Source organism: Bernardetia sp. Wsw4-3y2 (genome assembly GCF_037126295.1).
Classification (GTDB): domain Bacteria; phylum Bacteroidota; class Bacteroidia; order Cytophagales; family Bernardetiaceae; genus Bernardetia.
In genome coordinates this window covers 2,190,487-2,214,131 of sequence record NZ_CP147017.1, presented here as the reverse complement: position 1 = coordinate 2,214,131, position 23,645 = coordinate 2,190,487, and the positions used below count along the sequence as shown (strand labels likewise).

At 31.6% G+C, this 23,645-nt stretch carries 20 protein-coding genes and 3 tRNA genes; 9 read left to right on the top strand and 14 right to left on the bottom strand.

Annotation, left to right across the window (positions count from 1 at the left end; genetic code table 11):
* Positions 1–85 precede the first annotated feature (85 nt).
* The 3 genes from V9L05_RS08960 to V9L05_RS08950 are packed head-to-tail and all read right to left on the bottom strand — an operon-like array spanning position 86 to position 4,006.
* Entirely contained in the window at positions 86–1,585 is a 1,500-nt protein-coding gene (locus tag V9L05_RS08960; protein ID WP_338815204.1) for a SpoIIE family protein phosphatase, read from the bottom strand.
* A gap of 6 nt (positions 1,586–1,591) precedes the next feature.
* On the bottom strand, positions 1,592–2,251 hold the full coding sequence (locus V9L05_RS08955) for a hypothetical protein (protein ID WP_338815203.1): 660 nt from the start codon (positions 2,249–2,251) through the stop codon (positions 1,592–1,594).
* Positions 2,252–2,263: 12 nt separating this feature from the next.
* Entirely contained in the window at positions 2,264–4,006 is a 1,743-nt protein-coding gene (locus tag V9L05_RS08950; RefSeq protein ID WP_338815202.1) for an FAD-dependent oxidoreductase, read from the bottom strand.
* 273 nt (positions 4,007–4,279) lie between these two features.
* Here V9L05_RS08950 and V9L05_RS08945 point away from each other — a divergent pair, with 273 nt between their 5' ends.
* Together V9L05_RS08945 and sbcD are read left to right on the top strand one after the other, a co-directional pair.
* Positions 4,280–5,608: a deoxyribodipyrimidine photo-lyase gene (locus V9L05_RS08945; RefSeq protein WP_338815201.1), complete on the top strand. Its 1,329-nt coding sequence runs from the start codon at positions 4,280–4,282 to the stop codon at positions 5,606–5,608.
* Positions 5,609–5,712: 104 nt separating this feature from the next.
* The gene (gene sbcD / locus V9L05_RS08940) at positions 5,713–6,954 is read left to right on the top strand and encodes an exonuclease subunit SbcD (protein WP_338815200.1); all 1,242 of its coding nucleotides are present in this window, start codon (positions 5,713–5,715) and stop codon (positions 6,952–6,954) included.
* A 104-nt stretch (positions 6,955–7,058) separates the two neighbouring features.
* Here the strand turns inward: sbcD and V9L05_RS08935 are convergent, their stop codons facing one another.
* The 6 genes from V9L05_RS08935 to V9L05_RS08910 form a co-directional block, all read right to left on the bottom strand.
* Positions 7,059–7,598, bottom strand: a complete 540-nt coding sequence (locus V9L05_RS08935; RefSeq protein WP_338793628.1) for a DUF1573 domain-containing protein — start codon at positions 7,596–7,598, stop codon at positions 7,059–7,061.
* A gap of 136 nt (positions 7,599–7,734) precedes the next feature.
* Positions 7,735–8,040, bottom strand: coding sequence for a YtxH domain-containing protein (locus V9L05_RS08930; RefSeq protein ID WP_338793629.1), 306 nt, complete (start codon positions 8,038–8,040; stop codon positions 7,735–7,737).
* Positions 8,041–8,212: 172 nt separating this feature from the next.
* On the bottom strand, positions 8,213–9,385 hold the full coding sequence (gene nusB / locus V9L05_RS08925) for a transcription antitermination factor NusB (protein ID WP_338815199.1): 1,173 nt from the start codon (positions 9,383–9,385) through the stop codon (positions 8,213–8,215).
* 237 nt (positions 9,386–9,622) lie between these two features.
* A complete protein-coding gene (locus V9L05_RS08920; RefSeq protein WP_338793631.1) occupies positions 9,623–10,024 on the bottom strand; it encodes a hypothetical protein in 402 nt (133 codons plus the stop codon).
* A gap of 107 nt (positions 10,025–10,131) precedes the next feature.
* Positions 10,132–10,944 (bottom strand): sulfite exporter TauE/SafE family protein, encoded by an 813-nt coding sequence (locus V9L05_RS08915; protein ID WP_338815198.1) that lies wholly within the window; start codon positions 10,942–10,944, stop codon positions 10,132–10,134.
* 130 nt (positions 10,945–11,074) lie between these two features.
* On the bottom strand, positions 11,075–12,349 hold the full coding sequence (locus V9L05_RS08910) for a patatin-like phospholipase family protein (protein WP_338815197.1): 1,275 nt from the start codon (positions 12,347–12,349) through the stop codon (positions 11,075–11,077).
* Between the two features lie 325 nt (positions 12,350–12,674).
* Between V9L05_RS08910 and V9L05_RS08905 the strand changes: the two genes are divergently transcribed.
* Positions 12,675–14,258, top strand: a complete 1,584-nt coding sequence (locus V9L05_RS08905; RefSeq protein ID WP_338815195.1) for a hypothetical protein — start codon at positions 12,675–12,677, stop codon at positions 14,256–14,258.
* A 111-nt stretch (positions 14,259–14,369) separates the two neighbouring features.
* Here the strand turns inward: V9L05_RS08905 and V9L05_RS08900 are convergent, their stop codons facing one another.
* The 3 genes from V9L05_RS08900 to V9L05_RS08890 form a co-directional block, all read right to left on the bottom strand.
* On the bottom strand, positions 14,370–15,164 hold the full coding sequence (locus tag V9L05_RS08900) for a hypothetical protein (RefSeq protein WP_338815194.1): 795 nt from the start codon (positions 15,162–15,164) through the stop codon (positions 14,370–14,372).
* 90 nt (positions 15,165–15,254) lie between these two features.
* Entirely contained in the window at positions 15,255–15,791 is a 537-nt protein-coding gene (locus tag V9L05_RS08895) for an NAD(P)H-dependent oxidoreductase (RefSeq protein WP_338793642.1), read from the bottom strand.
* A gap of 56 nt (positions 15,792–15,847) precedes the next feature.
* Positions 15,848–16,618 (bottom strand): SH3 domain-containing protein, encoded by a 771-nt coding sequence (locus tag V9L05_RS08890; RefSeq protein WP_338793643.1) that lies wholly within the window; start codon positions 16,616–16,618, stop codon positions 15,848–15,850.
* A 227-nt stretch (positions 16,619–16,845) separates the two neighbouring features.
* Between V9L05_RS08890 and V9L05_RS08885 the strand changes: the two genes are divergently transcribed.
* The 4 genes from V9L05_RS08885 to V9L05_RS08870 all read left to right on the top strand — a co-directional run bounded on the left by V9L05_RS08885 (position 16,846) and on the right by V9L05_RS08870 (position 18,338).
* Positions 16,846–16,918: transfer RNA gene (locus tag V9L05_RS08885), tRNA-Lys, on the top strand.
* A gap of 55 nt (positions 16,919–16,973) precedes the next feature.
* Positions 16,974–17,056, top strand: a tRNA-Leu gene (locus tag V9L05_RS08880).
* A gap of 36 nt (positions 17,057–17,092) precedes the next feature.
* Positions 17,093–17,165 (top strand) — tRNA-Lys (locus tag V9L05_RS08875).
* A 129-nt stretch (positions 17,166–17,294) separates the two neighbouring features.
* Entirely contained in the window at positions 17,295–18,338 is a 1,044-nt protein-coding gene (locus V9L05_RS08870; protein ID WP_338815193.1) for a M28 family peptidase, read from the top strand.
* A 168-nt stretch (positions 18,339–18,506) separates the two neighbouring features.
* Here V9L05_RS08870 and V9L05_RS08865 read toward each other — a convergent pair whose 3' ends face one another.
* Positions 18,507–20,366 (bottom strand): hypothetical protein, encoded by a 1,860-nt coding sequence (locus tag V9L05_RS08865; protein ID WP_338815192.1) that lies wholly within the window; start codon positions 20,364–20,366, stop codon positions 18,507–18,509.
* A 172-nt stretch (positions 20,367–20,538) separates the two neighbouring features.
* Here V9L05_RS08865 and V9L05_RS08860 point away from each other — a divergent pair, with 172 nt between their 5' ends.
* Together V9L05_RS08860 and V9L05_RS08855 are read left to right on the top strand one after the other, a co-directional pair.
* A complete protein-coding gene (locus V9L05_RS08860) occupies positions 20,539–21,426 on the top strand; it encodes a transglutaminase-like domain-containing protein (RefSeq protein ID WP_338793646.1) in 888 nt (295 codons plus the stop codon).
* 218 nt (positions 21,427–21,644) lie between these two features.
* On the top strand, positions 21,645–22,904 hold the full coding sequence (locus tag V9L05_RS08855; RefSeq protein ID WP_338815191.1) for an acyl-CoA dehydrogenase family protein: 1,260 nt from the start codon (positions 21,645–21,647) through the stop codon (positions 22,902–22,904).
* A 99-nt stretch (positions 22,905–23,003) separates the two neighbouring features.
* On the opposite strand, the gene V9L05_RS08850 is transcribed toward V9L05_RS08855, so the two are convergent.
* Entirely contained in the window at positions 23,004–23,564 is a 561-nt protein-coding gene (locus V9L05_RS08850) for a hypothetical protein (RefSeq protein ID WP_338793649.1), read from the bottom strand.
* Between the last annotated feature and the right edge of the window lie 81 nt (positions 23,565–23,645).

The window sequence follows — 23,645 nt, the reverse complement described above, 5'->3', positions numbered from 1 at the left end:
AAAAGTAATCAAGAAAGGGCTAAAGAATAAGATTTTGATAAAAATAAAAAATCATTTTGCCAAAACCTATATTATCATTTATTTTTTAGTTAATTCCTTTTCTATCCACCTTAAAACCCATCAATAAAATATCATCTACCTGATTTTCTTCTCCTTCCTTCATCCAGTTCTCAATAGTAGACGTAAATATTTCTTTTTGTTTTGAGAAAGGTTGAGCATACTGCTCTAAAGCTATTTTTTTAAGATTTTTCTTCATAAACTTTCGTCCTGCTTTTCCTCCAAATTGATCTTGATATCCATCTGAGCCTGTGTAAAACACTGTTGGTTTTGAAATATCAATTATTTGTTTGGAATATTGTCTGTCTTTTCCATAATGATTACTACCTATTGGTTTTTTGTCAGCTTTCAGTTCTATCAACTCATTATCTTGAATAAAATAAATAGAATTCATAGCTCCTGCAAATTCAGCAATTGGAATAGAATCATAGATAACCAAAACACTTACATCCATTCCATCAGAGCTTTTTCCTTCTTCTTGTTGTAGCGATTTAAAGATATAATCGTGTAAATGGTTGAGAATTTTGTCAGCTCTGAAAATGCCTTCCTGAAAAACAATAGAATTAAGTCCTGTAACACCAAGCATAGACATAAATGCCCCTGGCACTCCGTGTCCAGTACAGTCTGCTGTTACAATGATAGCACAGTCTTCTAATTTTTCAAACCAATAAAAATCGCCTGATACTATATCACGTGGTTTGTTAAGTATAAAAAACTCATCCTTAAAATAACCTTTAATTTTTTTATCGATGGGTAAAAGTGCATTTTGAATACGACTAGCATACAAAATACTTGACCTTACTTCTGTATTTTGCTTTTCTATAAGTCTGTTTTTATCTCGTACTACTTCAAGAATAGTTGCAAGCTCTTCTTTTTGTTGAAATAACTCTTCATTACTTGCTGCTATCTCATCTTGTTGTTCTGTGAGTTGTAGATTTTTTTCTTCTACTATTCTCATGGCTTGATTTTTTCCAGTTTCAAAAATTAAGTTGCATAAGAATATTACCAATACAAATCCAGAAAGAGCCATAGCATCAAAAGGTATAATCCAATCTTTATTAAAAGCAATATCGAATTGATGACCTTGATATTGAGGAATTGCAAAAGCATATACAACTAAAATCATGATTACTGTCCAAAACCAAGCAGACTTTTTATCTAATAATAACAGAGCCATCACAGGAGTAATAGCCAACCATGGAGTTACAGCAGAAAATAATCCTCCAGAGTAATAAATGAGTATACATGTAGCTATAGAGGACGTTATCATAAAAAAATGAGCTAACAAACCTATTTTATCTGGCATTCTCAAGACAAATGGAGCAACTAAATAAGCGAAACCCAATACAAGTGTAATATAAAATCCAGCATCAAACTTGATAATTAAACTAATCAATGTATAGGAAAACGCAAATAATACAACAACTAAATAACTATTTAAAACTAGAGTTGCTCTAGTTTTATCCACTTTACTATTTAGATAACAAGAATTTATATATAATTGGTGTATTGTATTTAGTAATTTCATTTTTTATTATTTGTTTTTTCTTCGTTTCTTATATAGTAATAAAGTATAGCATAAATCAAGAATAAAAATAATAACTCCTAGTGAAACCAAAAGATAATTTCCCTGCCAATGTATAGCGGCAAAAACACCAACGAAAGCAGTTCCAAACATTTTTGTCCAAGCTACTGTGTAAGAAAAATTATTTAGATACTTACTATCTACATTTAAAATAACATAGTTATATAATACTGATATTACGATATTAATTACAAAAGCTGATAATGCACCTACAATATCATCATATTTTAAGTACATCATAAAGTAGAGAATAGCAAACCAACTAATAAAATTAAATGATAAAATCAACTTAAAATATTTTTTGACTGCTGGAGTAAACACTAGCTTATCTCCATATCTGTAAGCTCCATATAAAATGTAAAGGTCTAGGAAAAACCAACCAGCATAGGCAATATTATAAAATTTACCCATATCTGTAAGGAATATAAAACTTTTTAAAAATTCCCAAGATATATTTGCACATACTACCCAAGCAGGAATTTCACAAAATTTATTTTTATATATGTTGTATATCGTAACTGCATATACCACAAACCATAAAGCACAACCCAAAGCAAAAATAATTTGCTCAGATATAGTATAATCGACAAGATTAAACCACTCATTCATAAAATTAATTGTTTATAAAATCCCCAAAATATCTTTAAAGCTTACCCAAGCTATGTTCAACCAATTTACAATATTGTATGGAAAAGGTAGTTTTCCATCTTTTTCTACTTTCCAAGGAAGTCCTTTTCGAAAACGAGTAAGGTCATACCAACGATAAACGTGTAAAATATCTGGCTCGTGTAAATCCCAAATTTCACAATACTTGCCAGAATAATTTTCATAATTTAGAATTGCATTGACTGCTCTTCGTGCAGCTTCATTTGCTCCTTCCATAGTTGCAAGGTCAGTATTTGTTCTTACATAATCCGAAGCTAAGAAAAAATTAGGAATATTGGTGTAAGCATCTGGGCGAAGTATCCAAGTATTTATCTTATTTACAAGTAAAGGTTCTTCATTTGTGGTTGCCATATTTTTCTGAAACCCAATATCTCTATCAAGATAATAATCTTCCAGCATGTCATCCGTCAAAACTTCCTGTCCGTCTACATTAAGACTTCGTTTGAGTTCTGCCCAAACTTCATCTTTTACCTCATCTTTAGAAATACATTGACTTGCTTGTTTACCATTAAGACCTTCTGTAAACCAATCTGAAATATCTACTGAAAAAACACCTCTGACCTTTCCATTACCTCTGTCTTCAATAGTATAATTTGTCCAAAACTGAAGTTGAGAAATAGAAGTTAATGCCCAAGGCGAATCAGTATAAATAGTATGTCCTTTATTAAGTTTTACGTCTTTATTTAAATAAAATTGAATTCCTGTCATCCAAGAAACATCATTTGTAAGACTTTGGATACCTTTTAAAACAGGATCTGCCTCTAGTATTTCTTCTGTCAGAAGCTCATTCATTCTTTCAACAGGAACACAAGAAATAAAATAATCTGCTAAAACCTGTTTTTCATTTCCTTCTTTATCTTTTACAGTAGCTGAATTTATTTTTCCATTTACACATGAAATATGAGTTACTTCGTGATGATGAAAATAATTTACTCCTTTTTCTAACAAATAATCTCTCCAAGGATAAAGCCATGCTTCATTGGTAGGTTTATTCAAAACTCTATCAGCATGTGCCTTAGGGCTTCCCATCAAGAATAATAATTGCAGTAGAATATCTCCACCTGTTTTTGTACTTACTTCTTTTGCTTTAGCAGCTACCAAAGTACGTGTAAGTCCTCCTACAAAATAAGTTTGATAGGCTTCACTTTGGTTATCAGCATCTGTATATTCCCACCAAGAAATGCGTTCGTAATCACTTTTTCGACGTTGATAGGAACTTGTAGCTAATCTCCATAATTTTTCAGCAAAAAATTCGGCATCTTGATGTGTAAGTCCTGTAACTTGTGGAGCTTCTACAAAATCGTGAAGAATTATTTTTAAGTCTTTAAGAGATTTGGGGAAATTCACAAGGGTAACCAAAGGAGGTTTATCAAAACTAGCCATCATAGCTGTTTCTGAAAAAACTAAATTATCAAAACAAGTTTGTTTTTTTCCATCTGCATCTATGAAAGGTGTTCTTTGCATAGTATCAACAATATGGCGATAAAATCCAGGAAAAAAACGAAAACCATGTTCACCAGGAAGAGGTTTTAAATAAGGGTCTTGCTCTTCTCCAAAATAATCCACACTACGAGCTTTTCCACCTACATAATGAGGTTGTTTTTCATAGACTTCTACTTCAAAGCCTCGTTCAATAAGCTCATGTGCTGCACTCATTCCAGCAACACCACCTCCTAGAATAGCTACTTTTTTAGCCATTGTAATAGAATTATTTTAATAATAGTTAAGTAAATTTTATAGTGTAAGAAAGGAATTTTTTACAAAAAAAGCAAGTTTTTTTATTTCCAATTCATTTTTCCTAAAACTTTCAACTCAATAAATTACTATTTTTTTTCATAATTTTCTTGTTAAAATGTATTTTCTATTCTAGAAAGAAAAATAAGATTTTGTCATCACATTTTTTCAAAACAATAAAAATAAATAAAGAGTTAGCAAGACATTAAAAAAAATAAAAACTATTCTTAAAATTATATGCCTAGTAAAAAACAAATTTCTATCTTTTGGTTTCGTAGAGATTTACGTCTTGATGATAATGCAGGATTGTATCACGCCTTGCGCTCAGAATTTGAAGTCTTGCCTCTTTTTATTTATGATACAGAAATTTTGGAGCAGTTAGAAGATAAAGATGATGCTCGTCTGACAATGATTTTTAGGTATTTAGATAAGATAAAAGAAGAATTAGAAAGTAAGAAAATAGGCAGTTCGTTGTGCATAAAAATAGGAAAACCCATAGAGATTTATAAAGAATTAACCGAAGTCTATGATATAAAAGAAGTTTATACCAATCACGATTATGAACCTTATGCACAAATTAGAGATGAGAACATAAATGAGTTTTTAGCAGAGGAAAACATTAAATTCAAGACTTTTAAAGATCAAGTTATTTTTGAAAAAAATGAAGTTTTGAAAGATGATGGAACTCCTTATGTTGTCTATACACCATATAGTAAAAAATGGAAAGATGCTTTAAAACCTTATTATCTCAAAAGTTATCCCACAGAAAAGTATTTTGATAATTTCCTTAAAATAAATGCCTCAGAAGTATTTGATTTTCCTACTTTGAAAGAAGTAGGCTTTGAAGAGAATAAAAATCCTCATATTCCCTCAGATGATTTTCCTAAAGATATAATCAAAAATTATGAAGAAACAAGAGATTTTCCAGCAAAAGAAGGAACAAGTAGATTGAGTCCACATTTGCGTTTCGGAACAATTAGCATCCGAAAACTAGCACGACTAGCCAAACAAACCAATGAAAAATATTTTAATGAACTAATATGGAGAGAATTTTATATGACTATTCTGTATCATTACCCAAAAGTAGTTGATACAGCTTTTCGTTCGAAATATGATAGAATTCCGTGGCGAAATAATGAGACTGAATTTGAAAAGTGGTGTGAGGGAAAAACAGGTTATCCATTAGTAGATGCAGGAATGCGACAGCTCAATGAAACAGGTTTTATGCACAATCGTGTCAGAATGGTGGTAGCTAGTTTTCTGACAAAACATTTGCTTATTGACTGGCGATGGGGAGAGGCTTATTTTGCTAGAAAATTATTAGATTATGAGCTTTCTTCGAATAATGGAGGTTGGCAATGGGCTGCAGGAAGTGGTGTAGATGCTGCACCTTATTTCCGTGTTTTTAATCCTGAATCACAACTCAAAAAATTTGATAAAAATCAAAAATATATTCGCACTTGGATAAAAGAATATGACACCAAAAATTATCCAAAACCAATTGTAGAACATAAGATGGCACGAGAACGAGTTTTAGAAACCTATAAAAAGGCTTTAAATGATTGAAATAGAAGCATTATTAGTTTGTTTATTTTATCACTAAATTGCTCAAATTATACTAGTATCAAAGTTACTTTAAATAAAATAACTTCTGCATTAACACTAAAAACATGAAAATTCTTCACACAGCAGATTGGCATTTAGGAAAAAAATTAGGTGATTTTCCTCGTTTGGAAGAACAAAAAATCATTTTAGATGAGCTTTGTCAGATTGCTGATGCTCAAAATGTTGATGCAGTTTTAATAGCAGGAGATTTATTTGATATTCCTTTGCCTTCTAATGATGCTAATCAGTTATTTTTAAAAACACTTCAACGTCTTTCAAAGAATGGTTCTCGTCCTGTGATTGCTATTGCAGGAAATCACGATTCGGCTCAATATATTGCTAATTTTAGTGTTTGGGGAAGTGAATTAGGAATTTTTCTTTTAGGTTATCCAAATGATAAACTTCCAAAAATAAAGCTAGAAAATGGATTAGAGATTTTGAGAAGTGAAGAAGGTTTTTTAGAATTGATGATGCCTTCATGGGAATGTCCGTTGCGTCTTTTGCTTACTCCTTATGCAAATGAACTACGTTTGAAAACATATTTTAGCTTAGATAATCAAGAGCAAGAATTAAGAGATTTTCTACAAAATCTTTGGCAACAACAAGCTGACAGTTATCTTGATAAAGATGGAATCAATATCTTGATGGGACATTTATTTGTCATGCAAAAAGGCGAGCCACAGCCAAAAGAATCTGATGACGAAAAGTCCATTTTGGTAGGTTCTGCACAACCCATTTATACAGAAAATTTCCCTAAAACTGTTCAATATGTCGCTTTAGGACATTTACATCGTTATCATTCTACTCAAAAAGAGCCTTTTCCTGTGGTTTATAGTGGTAGTCTGTTGGCATATAGTTTTTCAGAAGCCTTTCAGAAAAAATATGTGGTTTTATTAGACGCTAAACCTGCAAAAGAAGAAGAAATAATAAAATATGAAAAAATAGAACTAACGGGTTGTAAAGAACTCAAACGAAAAACTTTTTCAGAAGTAGATAGAGCAATAGAATGGCTCAATGAAGACCAAGCTAGTACAAAACCATCTCTTATAGAACTTACTATCGAAACAGACAATTTTCTTTCTGCTGCTGATGCACAGCTTTTATATGCTGCTCATAAAGGGATTGTAGGAACAATTATTCCAAAGGTAAAGGGAAGAAATACTAATTCTGAAACTCAAATGGATTATTCAAGAAACATTGGTGATTTGTTCGTAGATTTTTTTAAAAAGCAGAATAACGGACAAGAACCTAATCAAGAAATTATGCAGCTTTTTGAAGAGGTTAGAAATGGAGAAATTAAGGAATAAAAAATCAAATATTCAGACATAAAGATTTTGTCCAACAAAAAAGCATATTCTAAAAAAAATAGAATATGCTTTTTTATTTGATTACAAAATTGAATCAATTATTTTTATTTGTAAGGCGCACCACTTGTTTTACTTTCAGCACCTTCTACATTTCCTTTGAAAGAAATAGTAGTTTGTCCACCTTCAATGTTTGCTTTTACGGTAGCTGTTTTGTTTTGCGCTCCTACTTTGCCAGAAGAATTAAAGCTAAGAGAGATTGTTCCTTCTTCACCTGGTGCAACTGGGTCTTTTGTAAAATCGGAAGCCGTACAACCACAAGAAGGCTGAACACCTGTAAGAATAAGAGGAGTTTCTCCTACATTTTTGAATTTAAAAATATGTTCTACTACTTCTCCTTCTTTGATATTTCCAAAATCGTGAACAGTTTCTTCAAACTCAATAGCAGCCAAATTTGCAGCTACTTCTGTTGTTGTTTCTGCTGTTACATTTGCAGTAGAAGCATCATCAGTTATTGTATTTGTAATTTCTGCATTTGCATTTGTTTCATCTGTGCTTGCTTCACTTGATTTTTCTCCAGAACAAGCTACAAAAAAACTACTCATTCCTAAAATAAGAAATGTTCCGATAATTTTGTTCATTTTCATATATGATTGATTTTTTGATGGAATAATTTTGATTAACAAATAGTTTTACAAAGATACTACAAATTATTTTGCTTAAGATAAAATTTAAAGCACAAATAAAATTTTGTATTTTTTAATGGTAAAATATCTTTTAACCCTACTTTTGAGTACGAATTTGAGAAATAAGTGCATCAATTTCAGAACGTAAATCCTCTGTGCGTTCTCTTACTTCTTCAATTACCTTTTTGCCTTCTTCTTGTGCATCTTTCGAAAACACACTTTCATTAGTAGAATTTATTTTATCTAAAAGAGAGTTTACTCTATCACGAGTACGATAAAGACGATAATTGAGACGACTACGAGTATTTTTTCCTTTGTCTGGAGCATATAAAATCCCAAAAAATGTTCCAATAGCTGCTGCACCCACTACGCCAGCAAGCAATCCGATGTGAGATGGTTTCATAATAATGTTATTTTTGTCAGTAATTGAGAATAAAATGAAACTCAATTACCTTTACCTTAATTTAAGTTTGTGTTTTAGTAAGCCTTGTTATTTGAATCTACTAACGCATTTTTTGATGTATTAGTTTGACAAAAAACAGATTTTGGTTTTAAGAAAACGTATTTTTCAATTTTTATTGATTATCCAAAAGTCCACGTCCACTTTTCTTAATTTTTCCTTCATTAACCAAATATTCAGAAAGTGTATCCAAAATACCATTTACAAACTCTTTACTTTTGGGAGTGCTATAGTTTTTGGCTAACTCTACATATTCGTTTATAGAAACCTTTACAGGAATACTTGGACAATGTATCATTTCACTAATTGCCATTTTCAAAATCAATGTATCTGTCATGGCAACTCTATTGATATCCCAGTTTTTGAGTCGTTCACTAATAAGTTGTTCGTTCTGTAAGCTCTCATTAACTGTATTCTGAAAAAGTTCTTCAAAAAATTCTTTGTCGTCTTCCCAGTTACGTGAAAGCAAATACAATTCCACAGGTGTATTATTTACAACATTCTCTTCTTCTATATTTTTGACCGTTTTGAGAAGCATATTACGAAGAACACTACGATTTTCTGACCAATAAATATCATTTTCGTCGAAAAAGCCATCCAAAACCTCATTTTGCATAATAAAATCTCTTGTAAGACTTATCATAAATTCTTTATCTTCTAAAAAAGTAGGTTGTTTGATAGCTAGATATTTTTTATAAAACTCTTCTTCTCTAAGAAGTTTAAACCAATGTTTTATGTTTTCTGTTGCCCAGTTTGAGCCTATCAATAGCTCTTGTAGTTCTTTATGCCCTATTAAATGTTTTATTAGAGCATTATTTGTAAAATGAAGTTCTGATTCAAAGACTACTTCTTTAGAATACTGTCTTGCCTTACGAGAATTGTAATCGGCTTCTGAATGGTCAGCCAAAGACATAAGAAGTTTGAGTAGTTTGAGATAATCGTCATGAATTCCTTCTGTTTTCCTTACCATTTCTTGTTTTTGGAAACGTCTTTCCTTTTGGATTTGGGTATTATACATGCGCATAGCTTCACTAACAGCCAAATCTACATCTCCATGTTCACTTTTAGCTTCCAAAGTTTCGTTTTGATAATTTGCTTCGAAAAGTTCTTTACCTAATTTTCTTTTTTGAGCTACTTCTTCGGCTGTCGGAATGACCATCGAATTAAGATTGGGTTCAAATTTTTGATGGATATAGTCCAAAGCTAATTGATAATTGGAACGTTGAGCTTGCTCTAAAGCATACAAAGCCTGCATAGCTTTCAGGCGTAGAATACGACGATTTAACATTTTTGTATATGGAAAGTATCAAAAGGAGTGAAGAAAAAGAATAGCCATTTGCTATTCCTATCATTTGTCTAAGTTCATTTTTCTCTGTTTATTCATTTATACCGTTGTTGTTGTATTAATTCCCAACGGTATAAATAATATATTAGCGTACAAAAGTACGAAAAATGTTTGAGTAGAGATAACCTAGTCAGGATATTTTATCAGGATATTCTTATTTTACTCAATTAATTATGTTTTTTATTGAACAGGAATAGTCTGATTGATGATTGGCAAAATAGCATTGTGCAAATAAGTTCCTTTCAAAAATGCGAACAATGAACCACGAGTAGTAGAAATAGCAGTTTCATTAAGATCTAAAATAAAATCTGTTGGTAGATTGAGTTTTTTATTTGCTGCATCTACATGATTTGATAATCCTTCTATTTTATAAACCGTATTGGTTTTAAACTTAGCAAGAACATTTTCTTTTCCATTTGTATAAATAGAAATATTAGTAACCACAATAAGAATTTCATCATCTGTATTCCAACGATGTTCTAAATTAACATCAAATTGAAAAATAATTTCTTTTGGTAAATTCTGAGTAGGTGCAATAAGATTAGCTTCTAAAACGTCTAGGGCTACGATTCTGTATTCCATAATAAATGAGTTTTTGGTTAATTTATAAAAATATACTGCACAAAACTACTTGTTTTATGTTTCCTATAAAAATAGCAGCAAATAAAATTCTGATTTATTGAATATTTTTAATGAATAAATTCTTTATAGAGAATAAAAAAAGCAATCACTAAGACCATATAACCAAAAATTTGTTTGAGCTTTGCAGCAGGAACATATTTACAAAAATGAGTTCCTAAAAGAATTCCTACAATAGTAAAACTTGTAAAGGGAAGAAGAAAAGCCCAGTCAATTTCATGGTGTTGCCAATCTCCCAAAAAACCTAAAAGTGAATTAATCGCAATAATAAAAAGAGATGTTGCAATGGCTTCTTTCATCGGAATACGAGCTAAAAAAACAAGTGAAGGAACAATCAAAAATCCACCTCCTGCACCCACCAAACCAGCAATCAGTCCCACTAAAGTAGCATCCAAAATCAAAACTGGAATATTTAAGGCTTTATTCGAAACAGCTTTTGGAATGTGATTTTGTTCTTGTTGCCTTGCACCCTTTCGAATCATTATGGTGGAAGAAATCAACATTACAATAGCAAAGAAAACTACAATTGCTGCATTTTTGGTAAGAATAAAAAGATCAAAAGTCAGAAAGGGATCAGGCAAAGCAGGAACAATGTATGCCCGAGTCAGATAAACCATAACCAAAGAAGGAGCACCAAAAACAAGAGCTATTTTCAGATTAACTAAATTTTGTTGAAAATATCTATATGCACCTACAAGTGCAGCAGCACCTACCACAAAAAGTGAATATCCTGTTGCAATAACAGCTTCAATATTTAAAACATAAACAAAAATAGGAACAGCCAAGATAGAACCACCACCACCTAACAATCCCATCGTAAAACCGACTACAATAGCAATCAAAAAACCTAAAAACTCTTCCATTTTATATTATTCTTGTTTTTTATTGTTTTTTTTAAAGAAAAAAATCTATTTTTATTTATTTATGAGAATACAATTTGAATAGCTCAAATTCAAGCCCAAAAATTGTTAAAAACAAGAAAAACTTAACTTTCTAAAAAGGAATACTAAAATCATCTTTTGGAGGAAGAATGGTATATGGACTTTGTGCTGCACGAGTGTCTTTGTATTTCTGCCAATCAAATGTTTTTAAAAAATAAGCTGCTGCTTTTGCACCACGAACAAAAAGATCTAATTTGTCATCATCAGAAAGCGTAAAATCTATCCAATTATGACTTCCAATATCTATCCAAGTGATAAGCTGACGATAATCTGGGTTTCGAAGAATAAAATTATAATCTGCAATTTGTCGCATTGACTCTACAATTGCTCTAGTAAAAATAAATGGATTTGAAATATCATTTGGGCGATGCCTTTCAGTTCCTAGTTTTACTCCAAAAGAAGGCAGTCTTGGCACATGAGATTTATGAAAGACATCAGCAGGGAAATTTGAAATAATTCCACCATCTACAAAAAAGACTTCTTTTGGAATATCTCCTCTATAAGCAACTCTACTTTTCCAGTTTTCTTGTGCCTTTTTTCCATTTGGAATATCTGTAACTTTAAAAGGAGTAAAAAAGAAAGGAATAGACATAGAAGCACGTACAAAGTTAGTAGGGTTTATCAGATGACTATTTTTCCAGTAAAGCGAACGCATAGCAGGAAAAATAACCTTTGATTCGGTTGTAATGTCAGTCGCAATAATAGAAATAGATGCTTTTACTCCTTCAATAGTGTGATTGACACCTTGGCGAATACGTAACGATTTTGGTAAATCAGCAACAGCTTTCTCTAAATGTTTTGAGGTATAAATTCCTTCTTTTCCTAGGGCTTCTGTAAACCAATAGTAAAAATGCGTCCCTGGGTTTAGTCCCCAATCTTCCCATAATTTACTAAATGCTTTTACGCCTGTCCATATTAACTTACTCCAATGAATCTCTCCATTATTTTCACTAATTGCAATAGCAAATTCTCGTGCATTTTCATCGCCATCAATAAAATCAATAAAATTTTTGTTGGCAATTAGTTCTATCATTTTGTCAGTTTTGAGTTTGGTTCTATCACCAAGAGAAGCTATATAAATTGTATTTATTGCTCCTACAGAAGTTCCTGCATAACCCAAAAAACGGATTCCCATTTGTTCCAAAACGTGTACATAGCCAATCAAAGCAATTCCCAAAACTCCACCTCCTTCTTGTACCAAATCTACATATTGATGTCCTTCATCATCCAAAACATCTGAGAAAATCTTGCGATGAACACCCTTTTTTTTGAGTTGTTTGATAAGATTGGTAATAATGTCGTGCTGAGTAAAATCTTCGGCTGTCATGTTTTTTATAAGGAATACTGAAAAGACACATAAAATAATAATCCAAAATGAGACGACTATTTTGAAAGTAAAAAGGATTCTAAAACTACAAATAAAATTAGATTTTGTTTACTTTAGGCAAATACAAGACGTTCTCATTCACAAAAATTTAAAAAAACATAACTTTTATTTTTTATTTATGTATTTTAATCTAGAAAAGCATCATTTTTTAGAACTCGCCGTACTGGCTAGTGTATTTTATTTTTTAATCTTAACCCAATAATTGTCTATGTATCACAAATCAATAATCTTTAGTATTTTATTATTTTTTATTTCCTCTACTTTTATGATAGGATTTTCTCAAACAAATAATGATAAGGGACAACGAGTAGCCGTTTTTAAAAATGGAACTGGCTTTTTCTTTAACCCAATGAGTCTGAAAGCTGAAAAAGACGGAGAACAGAAAGGAAAATTTATTATCAAATCTTTACCTCAAGCTCTTTTCGGAACGTTTTGGTTTTATACCAATGGAAAACCTATTAGTAGTCTAAAAAGCTATGAAAGCGAAGAAAGTACAGAGAGTAAAAAATCAACTAGCCTTCCTGAAATGTTGTATGGAAATGTAGGTCAAACTGTGGAATTGACTTTAAAAGGCAATACTGAAAATCAAACTGAAATTGTCGGCAAAATTCAAGATGTAAACTTACAAACTGGAATGATTTTCTTAGAAACAACAAAACCAAAAGTAGGTTTTATGGCAATTTCTATGAATGAAATAAAATCAATTTCATTTACAAAAAAACCAAATATAGACTATTCTCCTACTGAAAAACAGCGAATTATTGAAGTAGAAATTGATAACGCTTCTTCACAAGAAAATGTAGAAATGGCATATTTACAACGTGGAATTGGTTGGTTGCCTTCTTATTTGGTTCATTTAAAAGATGATAAAAAGGCACAGATTGTCTTACGTGCCGAACTGGTAAACGATGCAGAAGACATCAAAGATGCTACACTTAGTTTAGTGGTTGGAGTTCCAAATTTTAAGTATGATAAATTGGTTTCTCCTTTTGTTTCTAATCAAAGCTTAGAATCATTTCTGAATCAGCTTAATGGTTCTGGCAATAATTTATATAGGAGACAACAAGGAGCAATGTCAAATATGATTACTACTCAATCTATGAACTATGAATCGATGGATATGGATGTTGTTGGAGGTGGAGGAAATACAGACGAAATAGAAACGCAGTCTCAAGAAGATTTATTTTTCTATACTAGAAAAGGTGTTTCGCTGCCAAAAGGTGGACGAGCTTTATATTCTCTATTCAATGAAGAAGTAGATTATAAACATATTTACGAAGTAGAATTACCTCAAAACAATGGTTATAATGTAGTTTATAAACAAGAAAATGAACAAAAAAACGATGTTTATCATTCTTTAGAACTCAAAAATACAACTGGTTTTCCTTGGACAACAGGAACGGCAATGGTTACACAACCTAGAAAAACAAAAGAAGGAACTGTAAGTACGACAGCAGAGCCACAAGTTTTGAGTCAAGACATGCTAAAATACACAGCCAAAACTTCAAAAACAATGTTGCGCCTGACAGTTGCACCTGATATTATGGTAAAAGACAACGAACAAGAAACAGACAGAGAAACTGATATTAAGAAAAAGAAAATTGTCTATGATTTGGTTACAGCAACAGCAACCATTGAAGTCAAGAATTATAAAGACAAGGAAATAAATCTGAAAGTAAGTCGTACAATTATTGGTGAAATGCTAAAAACAGATTCAGATTGGGAAACCAAAAAACGTCCCAATTATTACGCTATCAATCCTGTAAATGATGTCACTTGGGAATTGAAACTAGCTAAAGGAGAATCAAAAACGATTACCTATTCGTATCAGTTTTATGTGAGGAAGTAGTCTTTATTATTGCAAAATTAGAAAGGGAAAAGCTCAATCTTTTCCCTTTTTTTTGTAAACTAGGTTTGTGAATATGTATTCTATTCTGACTTCATACCTCTAATTTTATTTCTACATTTCCCCTTCTTTCAAATAATGAATTTTCTCTTTTTTGAATTTTGGACAATTTACAGCATCATTATTAAAAGGCGTAAAAGTAATTCCAATAAAACCTAAAATCGCATTATTTCTATATTCATCATTATCGTTAAAGAATTTTTCAGGTGTCAAATATTCTGTCAGAAGATATTGTATTCCCACACGCAAACGCCAACGAGGATTGAATTTGTAACCAACAAACAGTTCATTATTAAGCGTTCCTCTAACTTTAGGAAGTTGAACTAAAGAACGAACTTCTGCCTCTGTAGAAAGTGTATCTTTAGTTAAAGAATTAATAAGAAAAGCATTTTTTTTACTTCCAAAACCAAAACCGACCAAATCGGTACTTGCTCCAATTTCCCATCTATCATTTATGTCATAACTCATATAAAAACCCAAATTAGCACTTCCTAAAAATGGTTTTTCTACCAAAAGAGAATCTCTATATGAATTACCTGAACTATCTTTATACTTTTCGGAACAATAAGGAACACTATCTGTAAGTCCCAAAACCAAATTGACCCGAACTCCTGCTCCAATACGAAAACGCTGTGACTCTCCAAAGCCATACATAGCAGCATAACCCAAAGAACCAGCACCAAGTTGTTCTCCTGCTCCTAAAGCAAGTGTAAAACGATGCTGCCAATGAGAAATAGTTTTTTCTTTCTTCACTTTTACCATTTGTCCAAACGATAAGTTTGTACAAATAAAAAGCATCAAAAAGCAACTAAGAAGAGAAAATACTAATTTTGAAGGTAATTTTTGCATAAGTGATTAATGTATAACAGACTTCCCAGTCTGTTGAATAAATAGAACTTTTTTCGAACAGACTGGGAAGTCTGTTATACATATACTACATCAAAAAGCAATGATTTTTTCAATCTGTAAATCTATCAAATCATTATATTTGGCATACTCATTATCATTGACAATTTCATCATTTTGGAAATGTTTGTCAATAAATGGCATTCTAGCACGCAGTGGCAAAACAGTTGCTCCCAAATAACCAAAAATATCAGCTAAATGACTTGTTGCCAAAACTGCACCTTGCGAACCCGAAGAAAGACCAACTAGAGCGACCATCTTATCTTTTACTCCATTAGGAAATTCTAATCCATCTAAAAATGATTTGATAACACCAGGGAAAGAACCATTGTACTCTGGAGTAACAACAATTAGTTTTGTAGAATCTTTTAGAGGAGAAATAAGCCTATTGAAACCTTCATTTTTTCCTGTATTTTCATAAAGAGCCGAAAAAGTAAAATCATGAGGAAGTTCTTTCAAGTCAATTATAGTAGCATGAACACCTTTTTCTTTGAGTTTTCTTTGATATAGAAGAGCCATTTGATAAGTTACAGAGTCTTTTCTATTTGTTCCAGAGATAATAGTTGTCATTTATTTTTTGGTTGTGGATATAAATTTTAAAGTCTAATTATATTTAATTCATTGTTTTACTGAACGACTAAAGTATTGTGCAGACGTACATAACCAGTCTGATTGTCTATTGTTACTTTATACCAAGAATCTTCTTTATCCAAAATTTGATAGCGATTTCCTTTCTTGACCACCTTCAAAACAGGAGAAGCAGCCGATGGATTTTCAACAAAAGTAGTATAATCATTCTGAATAATACCTAAAGTACGCTGTGTAGCAAAATTATGAAGTAAAAGCAGAATAACAACAACAGAAAAACCAACAGCTAATGGAGGCACAATCGTTCTTTCTTGTCGTACTCTACTAATAAGCCAAATAGCCATAATAAAAATAATAACTCCAAAAAATGAAATAATATACCAACGATACGAATCATAAAGTGACAAAAAATAGGTTTTATCTGTATATTGATACCCTTCTAACTGATGAGTTTGGGCAAGCTCTTCTAGTTTTCTCAAAACTTGCTTATCAGGACTAACTCTGTAATGAAGATTGAGATAATAAAGAGCTTTAGGATAATTATTTTTACTTTCTTCTACAAAAGCCATCCTCAAAAGCATTTGAGGACTAAATTCTTTGCCCTTATTTAATAAATGTTCGTAGAGCAGAAGAGCTTCTACATAAGCTCCAGAATTAAATAAAGAATCACCTTGTTTGAGAAATTTTTCATTTTGAGCCTGACTTCTAAAAGAAATACTAATAAATCCTACTAAAAGACAAAAAACAAAAATGCCTTTATAGAAAAACTGAATACTTTTGCTTTTTTTTGTATTATTATTTTGCATCATAAAATTATTGTATTACCTTTGCAACGCATTTGAGGGAAACGCCTCTCAATTTTTATTGAATTTTAAATGGTTTTTGAGATGATTTAGGAACAAATATAAGTTGAAATAATTCAGTTTAAAAATAGTTTAAAGATATTTTGAACTATTTATAATTTCAATCTGTTGTTCGTTCAACTATCAAAACAAAAATTTATTCGTTTTCAAATTCATTAAAGATTTGTAAATCTGATTCCGTAGCTCAGCTGGTAGAGCACAACACTTTTAATGTTGGGGTCCTGGGTTCGAACCCCAGCGGGATCACTTATCGTAAAAACTGATTTTATTTTAGATTGCTTTTAAAGTGAAATTAGTTTTTGCTCACGTGGTGGAATTGGTAGACACGCCATCTTGAGGGGGTGGTGCACTATGTGTGTGAGCGTTCGAATCGCTCCGTGAGCACGTAAAGATTTAGTAATTAAGTTGATAATTTGTTTTGATTCCGTAGCTCAGCTGGTAGAGCACAACACTTTTAATGTTGGGGTCCTGGGTTCGAACCCCAGCGGGATCACTCTAATTAGTAAAGCCATACAATTTTGTTGTATGGCTTTTTTTATGTTCTTTTCTGAAATAAATTTATCAAAAATGGCTACCTTTAGTTTTTGTTTTGCCTTTTTACTCTATCAAAAAATATAGTTTTATGTCTTCTCCTAACTATTCACATTTTTTACGTGCTATATTCTCATCTTTTTTATTTCTATCATTAATCGGAATAGGAATATTGAGTTTTGTTTCTTGTAATGGAACTTCTACTACTGAAAAGCCTATAAAAAACACAAATACAGTTCAAGAAAAACCTCTTTTACCTGTTCCTAATTTCAATCAAGACTCTGCTTATCATTTCATAGAAGAACAAGTAGCTTTTGGCGCACGTTTTCCAAATAGTGAAGCACACCAAGAAACAGGAGATTATATTATAAATAAACTCAAGGGATTTGATAAAATAAATGTTCAGGTTCAGAACTTTACAGCTACTTCTTTTGATGGTAAAATGCTCTCAGGTCGTAATATTATTGCTTCATTTAATCCAAGTGTTAAAAAACGTGTTTTGCTGGCAGCTCACTGGGACACTCGTCCTTTTGCAGACCAAGACGACGAACGTAAAGACGAGCCTATTTTAGGAGCAAATGATGGAGGAAGTGGAGTAGGTATTTTATTGGAGATTGCTCGTACTTTATCTGTTTCTACCGAACAACCACAAGTAGGAATTGATATGATTTTCTTTGATTTAGAAGATTATGGAAACAATACACAAGATTCATACTGTTTGGGTTCTCAACATTGGGGCAAAAATAGAATGCCTGCAAATTATACAGCCTATTACGGAATTTTATTGGATATGGCGGGCGCAAAAAATGCAAAATTTGCTCAAGAAGGATATTCTAGGCAAACAGCACCATCTGTGGTGAAAAATGTTTGGAATATGGCACACCGAATTGGGTATGGTGGATTTTTTCCTTTTCAAGAAGCTCCTGCCATTACAGATGACCACGTTTATGTCAATCAATTAGCACAAATTCCGATGATTGATATTATTGAATACTCAACAGAAGGAAAAGGATATTTTGGAACTTATTGGCATACACATGATGATAATATGGATGTTATTGGAAAAGAAACTCTAAAAGCTGTCGGGCAAACAGTAACTCATGTTATCTATAATGAGGAAAATAAAGTACAGTAGTATTTATGTTTTGAAGCTAAAAAAATTAAGAAACACGTTTCTACTTTTGTATATAGTTACTCTACTTTATTAGAATCAAAGTTTTTTGTACTTTTGCTAAACTATTACCGTCCAACAGAAAGCAGGTAATCAATTTGATTGATTATCTGTTTTTTTATTAGATTTTTTTTAAAACTGGCTAATCAAACCAAAGTGAATTTTTGAGTTAATCACTGAAACAGCCTGTGTCTTTGAATTTCCCATCGCATAAATAAAATAGAAAATACCTGTTTTGGTAGCAAAACTAATTCCTGCACCTGCCGAAGTAGGTAAATCTAAGTACACCTCATTCCGACGAGTGTGCGCACGAACAACTGCTTGCTCTGCAAAAGCCATCAAATACGAACGCTCTTCGAAATAAAAATGCCATTCTGCTCCTAACAGTCCATACCGAGAAACAAAAAAACTATTTGGATCGAAGCCACGAAGATTTTGTAATCCTCCCACTCTTAAAAGTTCATTCAAAAATAAATTTTTACTTTCTATAAACTGAATCTGTGTTTTGAGTCGAAGAGAAGATAGTTTATTAACTTTGAAAAATAGATTCATTTCTGATATAAACTTTAATTGAGGGCTTTTAAAATCATTTTCTGCATTTGGGTTTTGTGTATCTGATATTCTGCTTCTACTAAGTGAATCTGTAAATGTCTTATTTCCTGTCGATATTTCAGTAATAATTTGAAAGCCTTTTCGTGGAAAGTAAACATCATCTAAGGTATTGTAAGAATGTGAAATTCCATAGTGCCAAAAACGACTGTCTGCTGTCGGCACGTTGGCTGTATCTGCATTTCTGATAATTCCTGTACGTGTAGTTGTAAGAAGAGAAGTAAAAAAACCTATTTTGCCAAACTTTGCACTCGGATAAGCTATGTTAGCACGTCTTTCGACAATACTAAAAGTAGAATCTTCTTTGATAAAATTAAATATTCCACCAATCTCAAGATTAGTCTTTAAAAAATTAGGATGCTGATAATTTGCATATAGAGTTTGAGATTCTGGGCGAATTCTTTGCCATTCAAAAGCAATTGTTTTTCCTGCTCCAAACGGATTGATAAGATTTAATTTTACTTGCCCTGTCAGAAGTAAATTAGAACCCTTTGAACTTGAAGAACTTGCTGCTGACTGACTTTTGGGTAAAAAACCAATTACACCATCAAACTGACTGCTTTTTACTCTTTTTAAAGGAAGTCTTAAATAAGCTCTATCGTATCTAAATTCTACCTTTGGTTTGCCATTTAGTTTTAGATAAGGCATTGTTTTGAGCAATCGAACTGCATTTTTGACATTATTTTCTTGATAGATTTTGCCTTGTTGAATATGTAAATAATTCATCAAAAAATCTTTTTTTATTTTTGCATCTCCATCAATAATTAATGAATCAAACTGAATAAATGAACCACTTTGATAAGTCAGATTTGCAGAAAAATAAAGACGTTTTTCAGTTTCGATAATCTCGGCACTATCTAAATTTGTTCTTGCCATTGGACAACCATTATTTTCGGCATAAGTAAGGATAGCTTCTTGTAATTTTTTTATATCTTGAGTTTTTACAGGAACATTTGTATCATTTTTTGAAAGTTTTTTTAGAAAATCCTTTTTTTCAAAATCTGAAATAACATTTCTTTTTATTAAATTAGGAATTGAGTTGGTCTTTAATTCCTTCCAAAAAGATTGCTTGCCCAAATCAATAATAAATTCTATTCTCTTTTTAGAATTTGATTTATCAAGGCTATCAATAGCAAAGGGAAGTAGTTTTGCATTCCAATATCCTTCATTGTGTAGATTTTGAATTAGATTGGTAGACAATGCTTTTAGCTCTGAAAGTGATTTTAATGTTTTAGGAATACTAACAGCAGGTAATTTTTTTTCAAAAGAATTTTGATAAGAAACAACAAGCTCAACCTGAGCAGCTACTTTTCCTACACTAAAGATTACTAAAAAAATAAATAAAGTAATAGAAAACTTTAAATCTGTAAAACAAGTATTCATAAGATTAGGATAATTTGACTGTCTGAAGGTTGGATTCGTCAGTGAGATACCGACATTGCATTTTTTGGAAACCAAGTTTGTTTGTGTATCAGTAAAGCAATAACAAAATAAAATTTGGTAAGTTATTCACTTAGTGAAATTAAAAAAAATAAAATGAAGCAGACATAAATATATGAAAGAACAAAATGAAGATTCGGTAAACAAAAAATTAGATGAAAAGGAATTAAAAGCTCTAATTTCTCTTTTAGAAGATGACGATGCTCAAATTTTAGAACACGTAGAAAACAAAATCTTGTCTATCGGACAATCAATTATTCCTCTCTTAGAAGACTCTTGGACGAGCAGTTTTAATCCAACATTACAACGTAGAATAGAAGATATTTTACATACATTGCAGTTTGATATTTTGAAAGAAAAGCTGCAAAAATGGTACGAAAATGAGCAAGACGATTTATTAAAAGGATTGTGGATTTTGGCAACCTATCAATATCCAGATTTGCGTTTTGATGAACTTCAACTAAAGATAGAACAACTTTATTTTGAAACATGGGTGGCTTTCCAAAATGTAGAACATCCAATTGACCAAGTAAGAAGATTGAATAGTGTTTTTTTTGAAAAACTAGCTTTTAAAGCCAATGTAAATAATTTTCATTCAGTTAATAATTCGATGATAAATCAAGTTTTGGAATCAAAAAAAGGAAACCCTCTTAGTTTGGCAACTGTATATATGTTGATTGCTCAAAAACTCAAACTTCCTATTTTTGGTGTAAACCTTCCCAATTTGTTTGTCTTGATTTATAAAAGTGATGAACTAGATTTTTATATCAATGTATTTAATAGAGGAGTTATTTTTTCGAAACAAGATATTGATAATTACCTCAAACAACTCAAACTTCCCAAAAGTGATGTTTTTTACTCTCCTTGTGACAATTTAGCCATTCTTCGTAGAATGATTCATAATTTGATGCAATCTTTCGAACACGCAGCGCAAGGTGAAAAAATTCCAGAACTGATAGAACTATTGGGCATTTTGGGAGAGGTTGTAAGCAATAGAGAATAAAACAATCTTGTAAGCTGACTATAACAAACTGAAATTCAATCAATTAAAACTTTTTGTTTCACAAAACATTATCTATATTAAAACATAGTTTTTATAAAGAAATACGTATTTTTGCAAAATAAATCTAATGTATTCTTTAAGAGTGCAAAAATATACTACAGAATTTAATCTGTATCCTTATAAGAAAAAGAAATCAATTCAAAAATATAAAAATAAGAATGAACACAACTATCGAACACAATAAAACACAAAAAAACGGACAATACACACCGTCTGAAAAATCTAGCATTACTCCAAAAAATGTAAACGACGAATTCGTTTCTCCAGATTTTTATGCTTTAGATTCACTTCTTACTGAAGAACAAAAATTGATTCGTGATTCAGTTCGTGAATTTATCAAAAAAGATATTTCTCCTATCATTGAAGAATGTGCAGACAAGCATATTTTCCCAAACTGGTTAGTACCTAAATTTGGTGAAATGGGTTGTTTTGGACCTTCTATTCCTACTGAGTATGGAGGAGGTGGAATGGATTATATTTCGTATGGTTTGATTATGCAAGAAGTAGAACGTGGCGATTCAGGAATGCGTTCGATGGCTTCTGTACAATCTTCACTTGTTATGTATCCAATTTATAAATTTGGAAATGAAGAACAACGCAAAAAATACTTACCAAAATTAGCTACTGGCGAATGGCTAGGCTGTTTTGGACTTACAGAACCAAATCATGGTTCTAATCCTTCTGGAATGCTTACAAACATAAAAGACATGGGAGACCATTATCTTTTGAATGGCTCAAAAATGTGGATTACAAATTCTCCTGAGGCTGATATTGCTGTTGTTTGGGCAAAAAATGAAGAAGGACGTATCAAAGGTGTAATTGTGGAAAAAGGAATGGAAGGTTTTTCTGCTCCAGTTATTAAAGACAAATGGTCTCTTCGTGCAAGTGTTACAGGCGAACTTGTTTTTGATAATGTAAAAATTCCTAAAGAAAATTTATTACCAAATAAAGATGGTTTGGGCGCACCAATGATGTGTCTGGATTCGGCTCGTTATGGCATTTCTTGGGGTGCTTTGGGTGCTGCAATGGATTGTTATGATACAGCTCGTCGTTATGCTGGAGAGCGTATTCAATTTGGCAAACCTATCGCTTCTTTCCAATTGATTCAGAAAAAATTAGCTGAAATGCTTACCGAAATCACTAAAGCACAGCTTTTGAGTTGGAGATTAGGAACTTTAATGAATGAAGGAAAAGCAACAACAGCACAAATTTCGATGGCAAAACGTAATAATGTAGAAATTGCTATCAATATTGCTAGAGAAGCTCGTCAGATTTTGGGTGGAATGGGAATTACAGGAGAATATCCAATTATGCGCCACATGGCAAACCTTGAATCTGTCTTGACTTATGAAGGAACACACGATATTCATTTGCTTATCTTAGGAAGAGAAATTACTGGAATTCCTGCATTTGAATAAAGGTAATTAGGTTGTTGGTGAGAATACAACAATAGCAATTTATTCAAGATTATATAAAAAAACCTATTTGATAGAAAATTATCAAATAGGTTTTTGTTTTTATGCCAAAACAGCATTTGTATTTTGAATTTTACTAACCGAATCAAACATATTTTTGGCTAAACTAGAAAGCGTATTTTGCTCTTCTCTAAAAACCATCCATTCATATAAAAATTCTTTTCCAACAATATGCGCTCCTACTCTACATTTGGCTTGACTAAGCAAAAGTATTCTTTCAAAAAGAGCTACATTATGATTACTGATACAGAAAAGATAATCAAATTCTGCTGAGATAAATTTTTGTACTGCCACTACATCCATATTTCCACTCCAATCCATTTGCTCTGGATGAACCAAAAAAAAGCGATACGAAACTTGTAGTTCTTCTTTTACTTTTTTGGTTTGAAATAAAATAACTTCTACTTTTTTATTGTCTTTTTGAAGTTTTTCTATTATTGGACTGATTTGTTTTGCATCTTCTGCACTTTCTATTTGCAATAAAATGCCAAAACTCTTTGCCTCTTCATAAGGCAACGTTTGATGCTTGGAAGTCGAAGGACGGACTTTTCTATTCTTACGACTAACCAAATAGTTTTTTATGGGGTAAAGTAAATTATTCATTTTCATAATAGGCTGGTGAATATTGTAAAATTACTATTTAAAAATATATTTTCTCTTTTTCGATAGAAAACACATAGTTAA

Bases quoted from the DNA above. Each gene is read 5' to 3' on its own strand.
- V9L05_RS08960 (WP_338815204.1), bottom strand. From the start codon at position 1,585: ATGAAATTACTAAATACAATACACCAATTATATATAAATTCTTGTTAT.
- V9L05_RS08955 (WP_338815203.1), bottom strand. From the start codon at position 2,251: ATGAATGAGTGGTTTAATCTTGTCGATTATACTATATCTGAGCAAATT.
- V9L05_RS08950 (WP_338815202.1), bottom strand. From the start codon at position 4,006: ATGGCTAAAAAAGTAGCTATTCTAGGAGGTGGTGTTGCTGGAATGAGT.
- V9L05_RS08945 (WP_338815201.1), top strand. From the start codon at position 4,280: ATGCCTAGTAAAAAACAAATTTCTATCTTTTGGTTTCGTAGAGATTTA.
- sbcD (WP_338815200.1), top strand. From the start codon at position 5,713: ATGAAAATTCTTCACACAGCAGATTGGCATTTAGGAAAAAAATTAGGT.
- V9L05_RS08935 (WP_338793628.1), bottom strand. From the start codon at position 7,598: ATGAAAATGAACAAAATTATCGGAACATTTCTTATTTTAGGAATGAGT.
- V9L05_RS08930 (WP_338793629.1), bottom strand. From the start codon at position 8,040: ATGAAACCATCTCACATCGGATTGCTTGCTGGCGTAGTGGGTGCAGCA.
- nusB (WP_338815199.1), bottom strand. From the start codon at position 9,385: ATGTTAAATCGTCGTATTCTACGCCTGAAAGCTATGCAGGCTTTGTAT.
- V9L05_RS08920 (WP_338793631.1), bottom strand. From the start codon at position 10,024: ATGGAATACAGAATCGTAGCCCTAGACGTTTTAGAAGCTAATCTTATT.
- V9L05_RS08915 (WP_338815198.1), bottom strand. From the start codon at position 10,944: ATGGAAGAGTTTTTAGGTTTTTTGATTGCTATTGTAGTCGGTTTTACG.
- V9L05_RS08910 (WP_338815197.1), bottom strand. From the start codon at position 12,349: ATGACAGCCGAAGATTTTACTCAGCACGACATTATTACCAATCTTATC.
- V9L05_RS08905 (WP_338815195.1), top strand. From the start codon at position 12,675: ATGATAGGATTTTCTCAAACAAATAATGATAAGGGACAACGAGTAGCC.
- V9L05_RS08900 (WP_338815194.1), bottom strand. From the start codon at position 15,164: ATGCAAAAATTACCTTCAAAATTAGTATTTTCTCTTCTTAGTTGCTTT.
- V9L05_RS08895 (WP_338793642.1), bottom strand. From the start codon at position 15,791: ATGACAACTATTATCTCTGGAACAAATAGAAAAGACTCTGTAACTTAT.
- V9L05_RS08890 (WP_338793643.1), bottom strand. From the start codon at position 16,618: ATGATGCAAAATAATAATACAAAAAAAAGCAAAAGTATTCAGTTTTTC.
- V9L05_RS08870 (WP_338815193.1), top strand. From the start codon at position 17,295: ATGTCTTCTCCTAACTATTCACATTTTTTACGTGCTATATTCTCATCT.
- V9L05_RS08865 (WP_338815192.1), bottom strand. From the start codon at position 20,366: ATGAATACTTGTTTTACAGATTTAAAGTTTTCTATTACTTTATTTATT.
- V9L05_RS08860 (WP_338793646.1), top strand. From the start codon at position 20,539: ATGAAAGAACAAAATGAAGATTCGGTAAACAAAAAATTAGATGAAAAG.
- V9L05_RS08855 (WP_338815191.1), top strand. From the start codon at position 21,645: ATGAACACAACTATCGAACACAATAAAACACAAAAAAACGGACAATAC.
- V9L05_RS08850 (WP_338793649.1), bottom strand. From the start codon at position 23,564: ATGAATAATTTACTTTACCCCATAAAAAACTATTTGGTTAGTCGTAAG.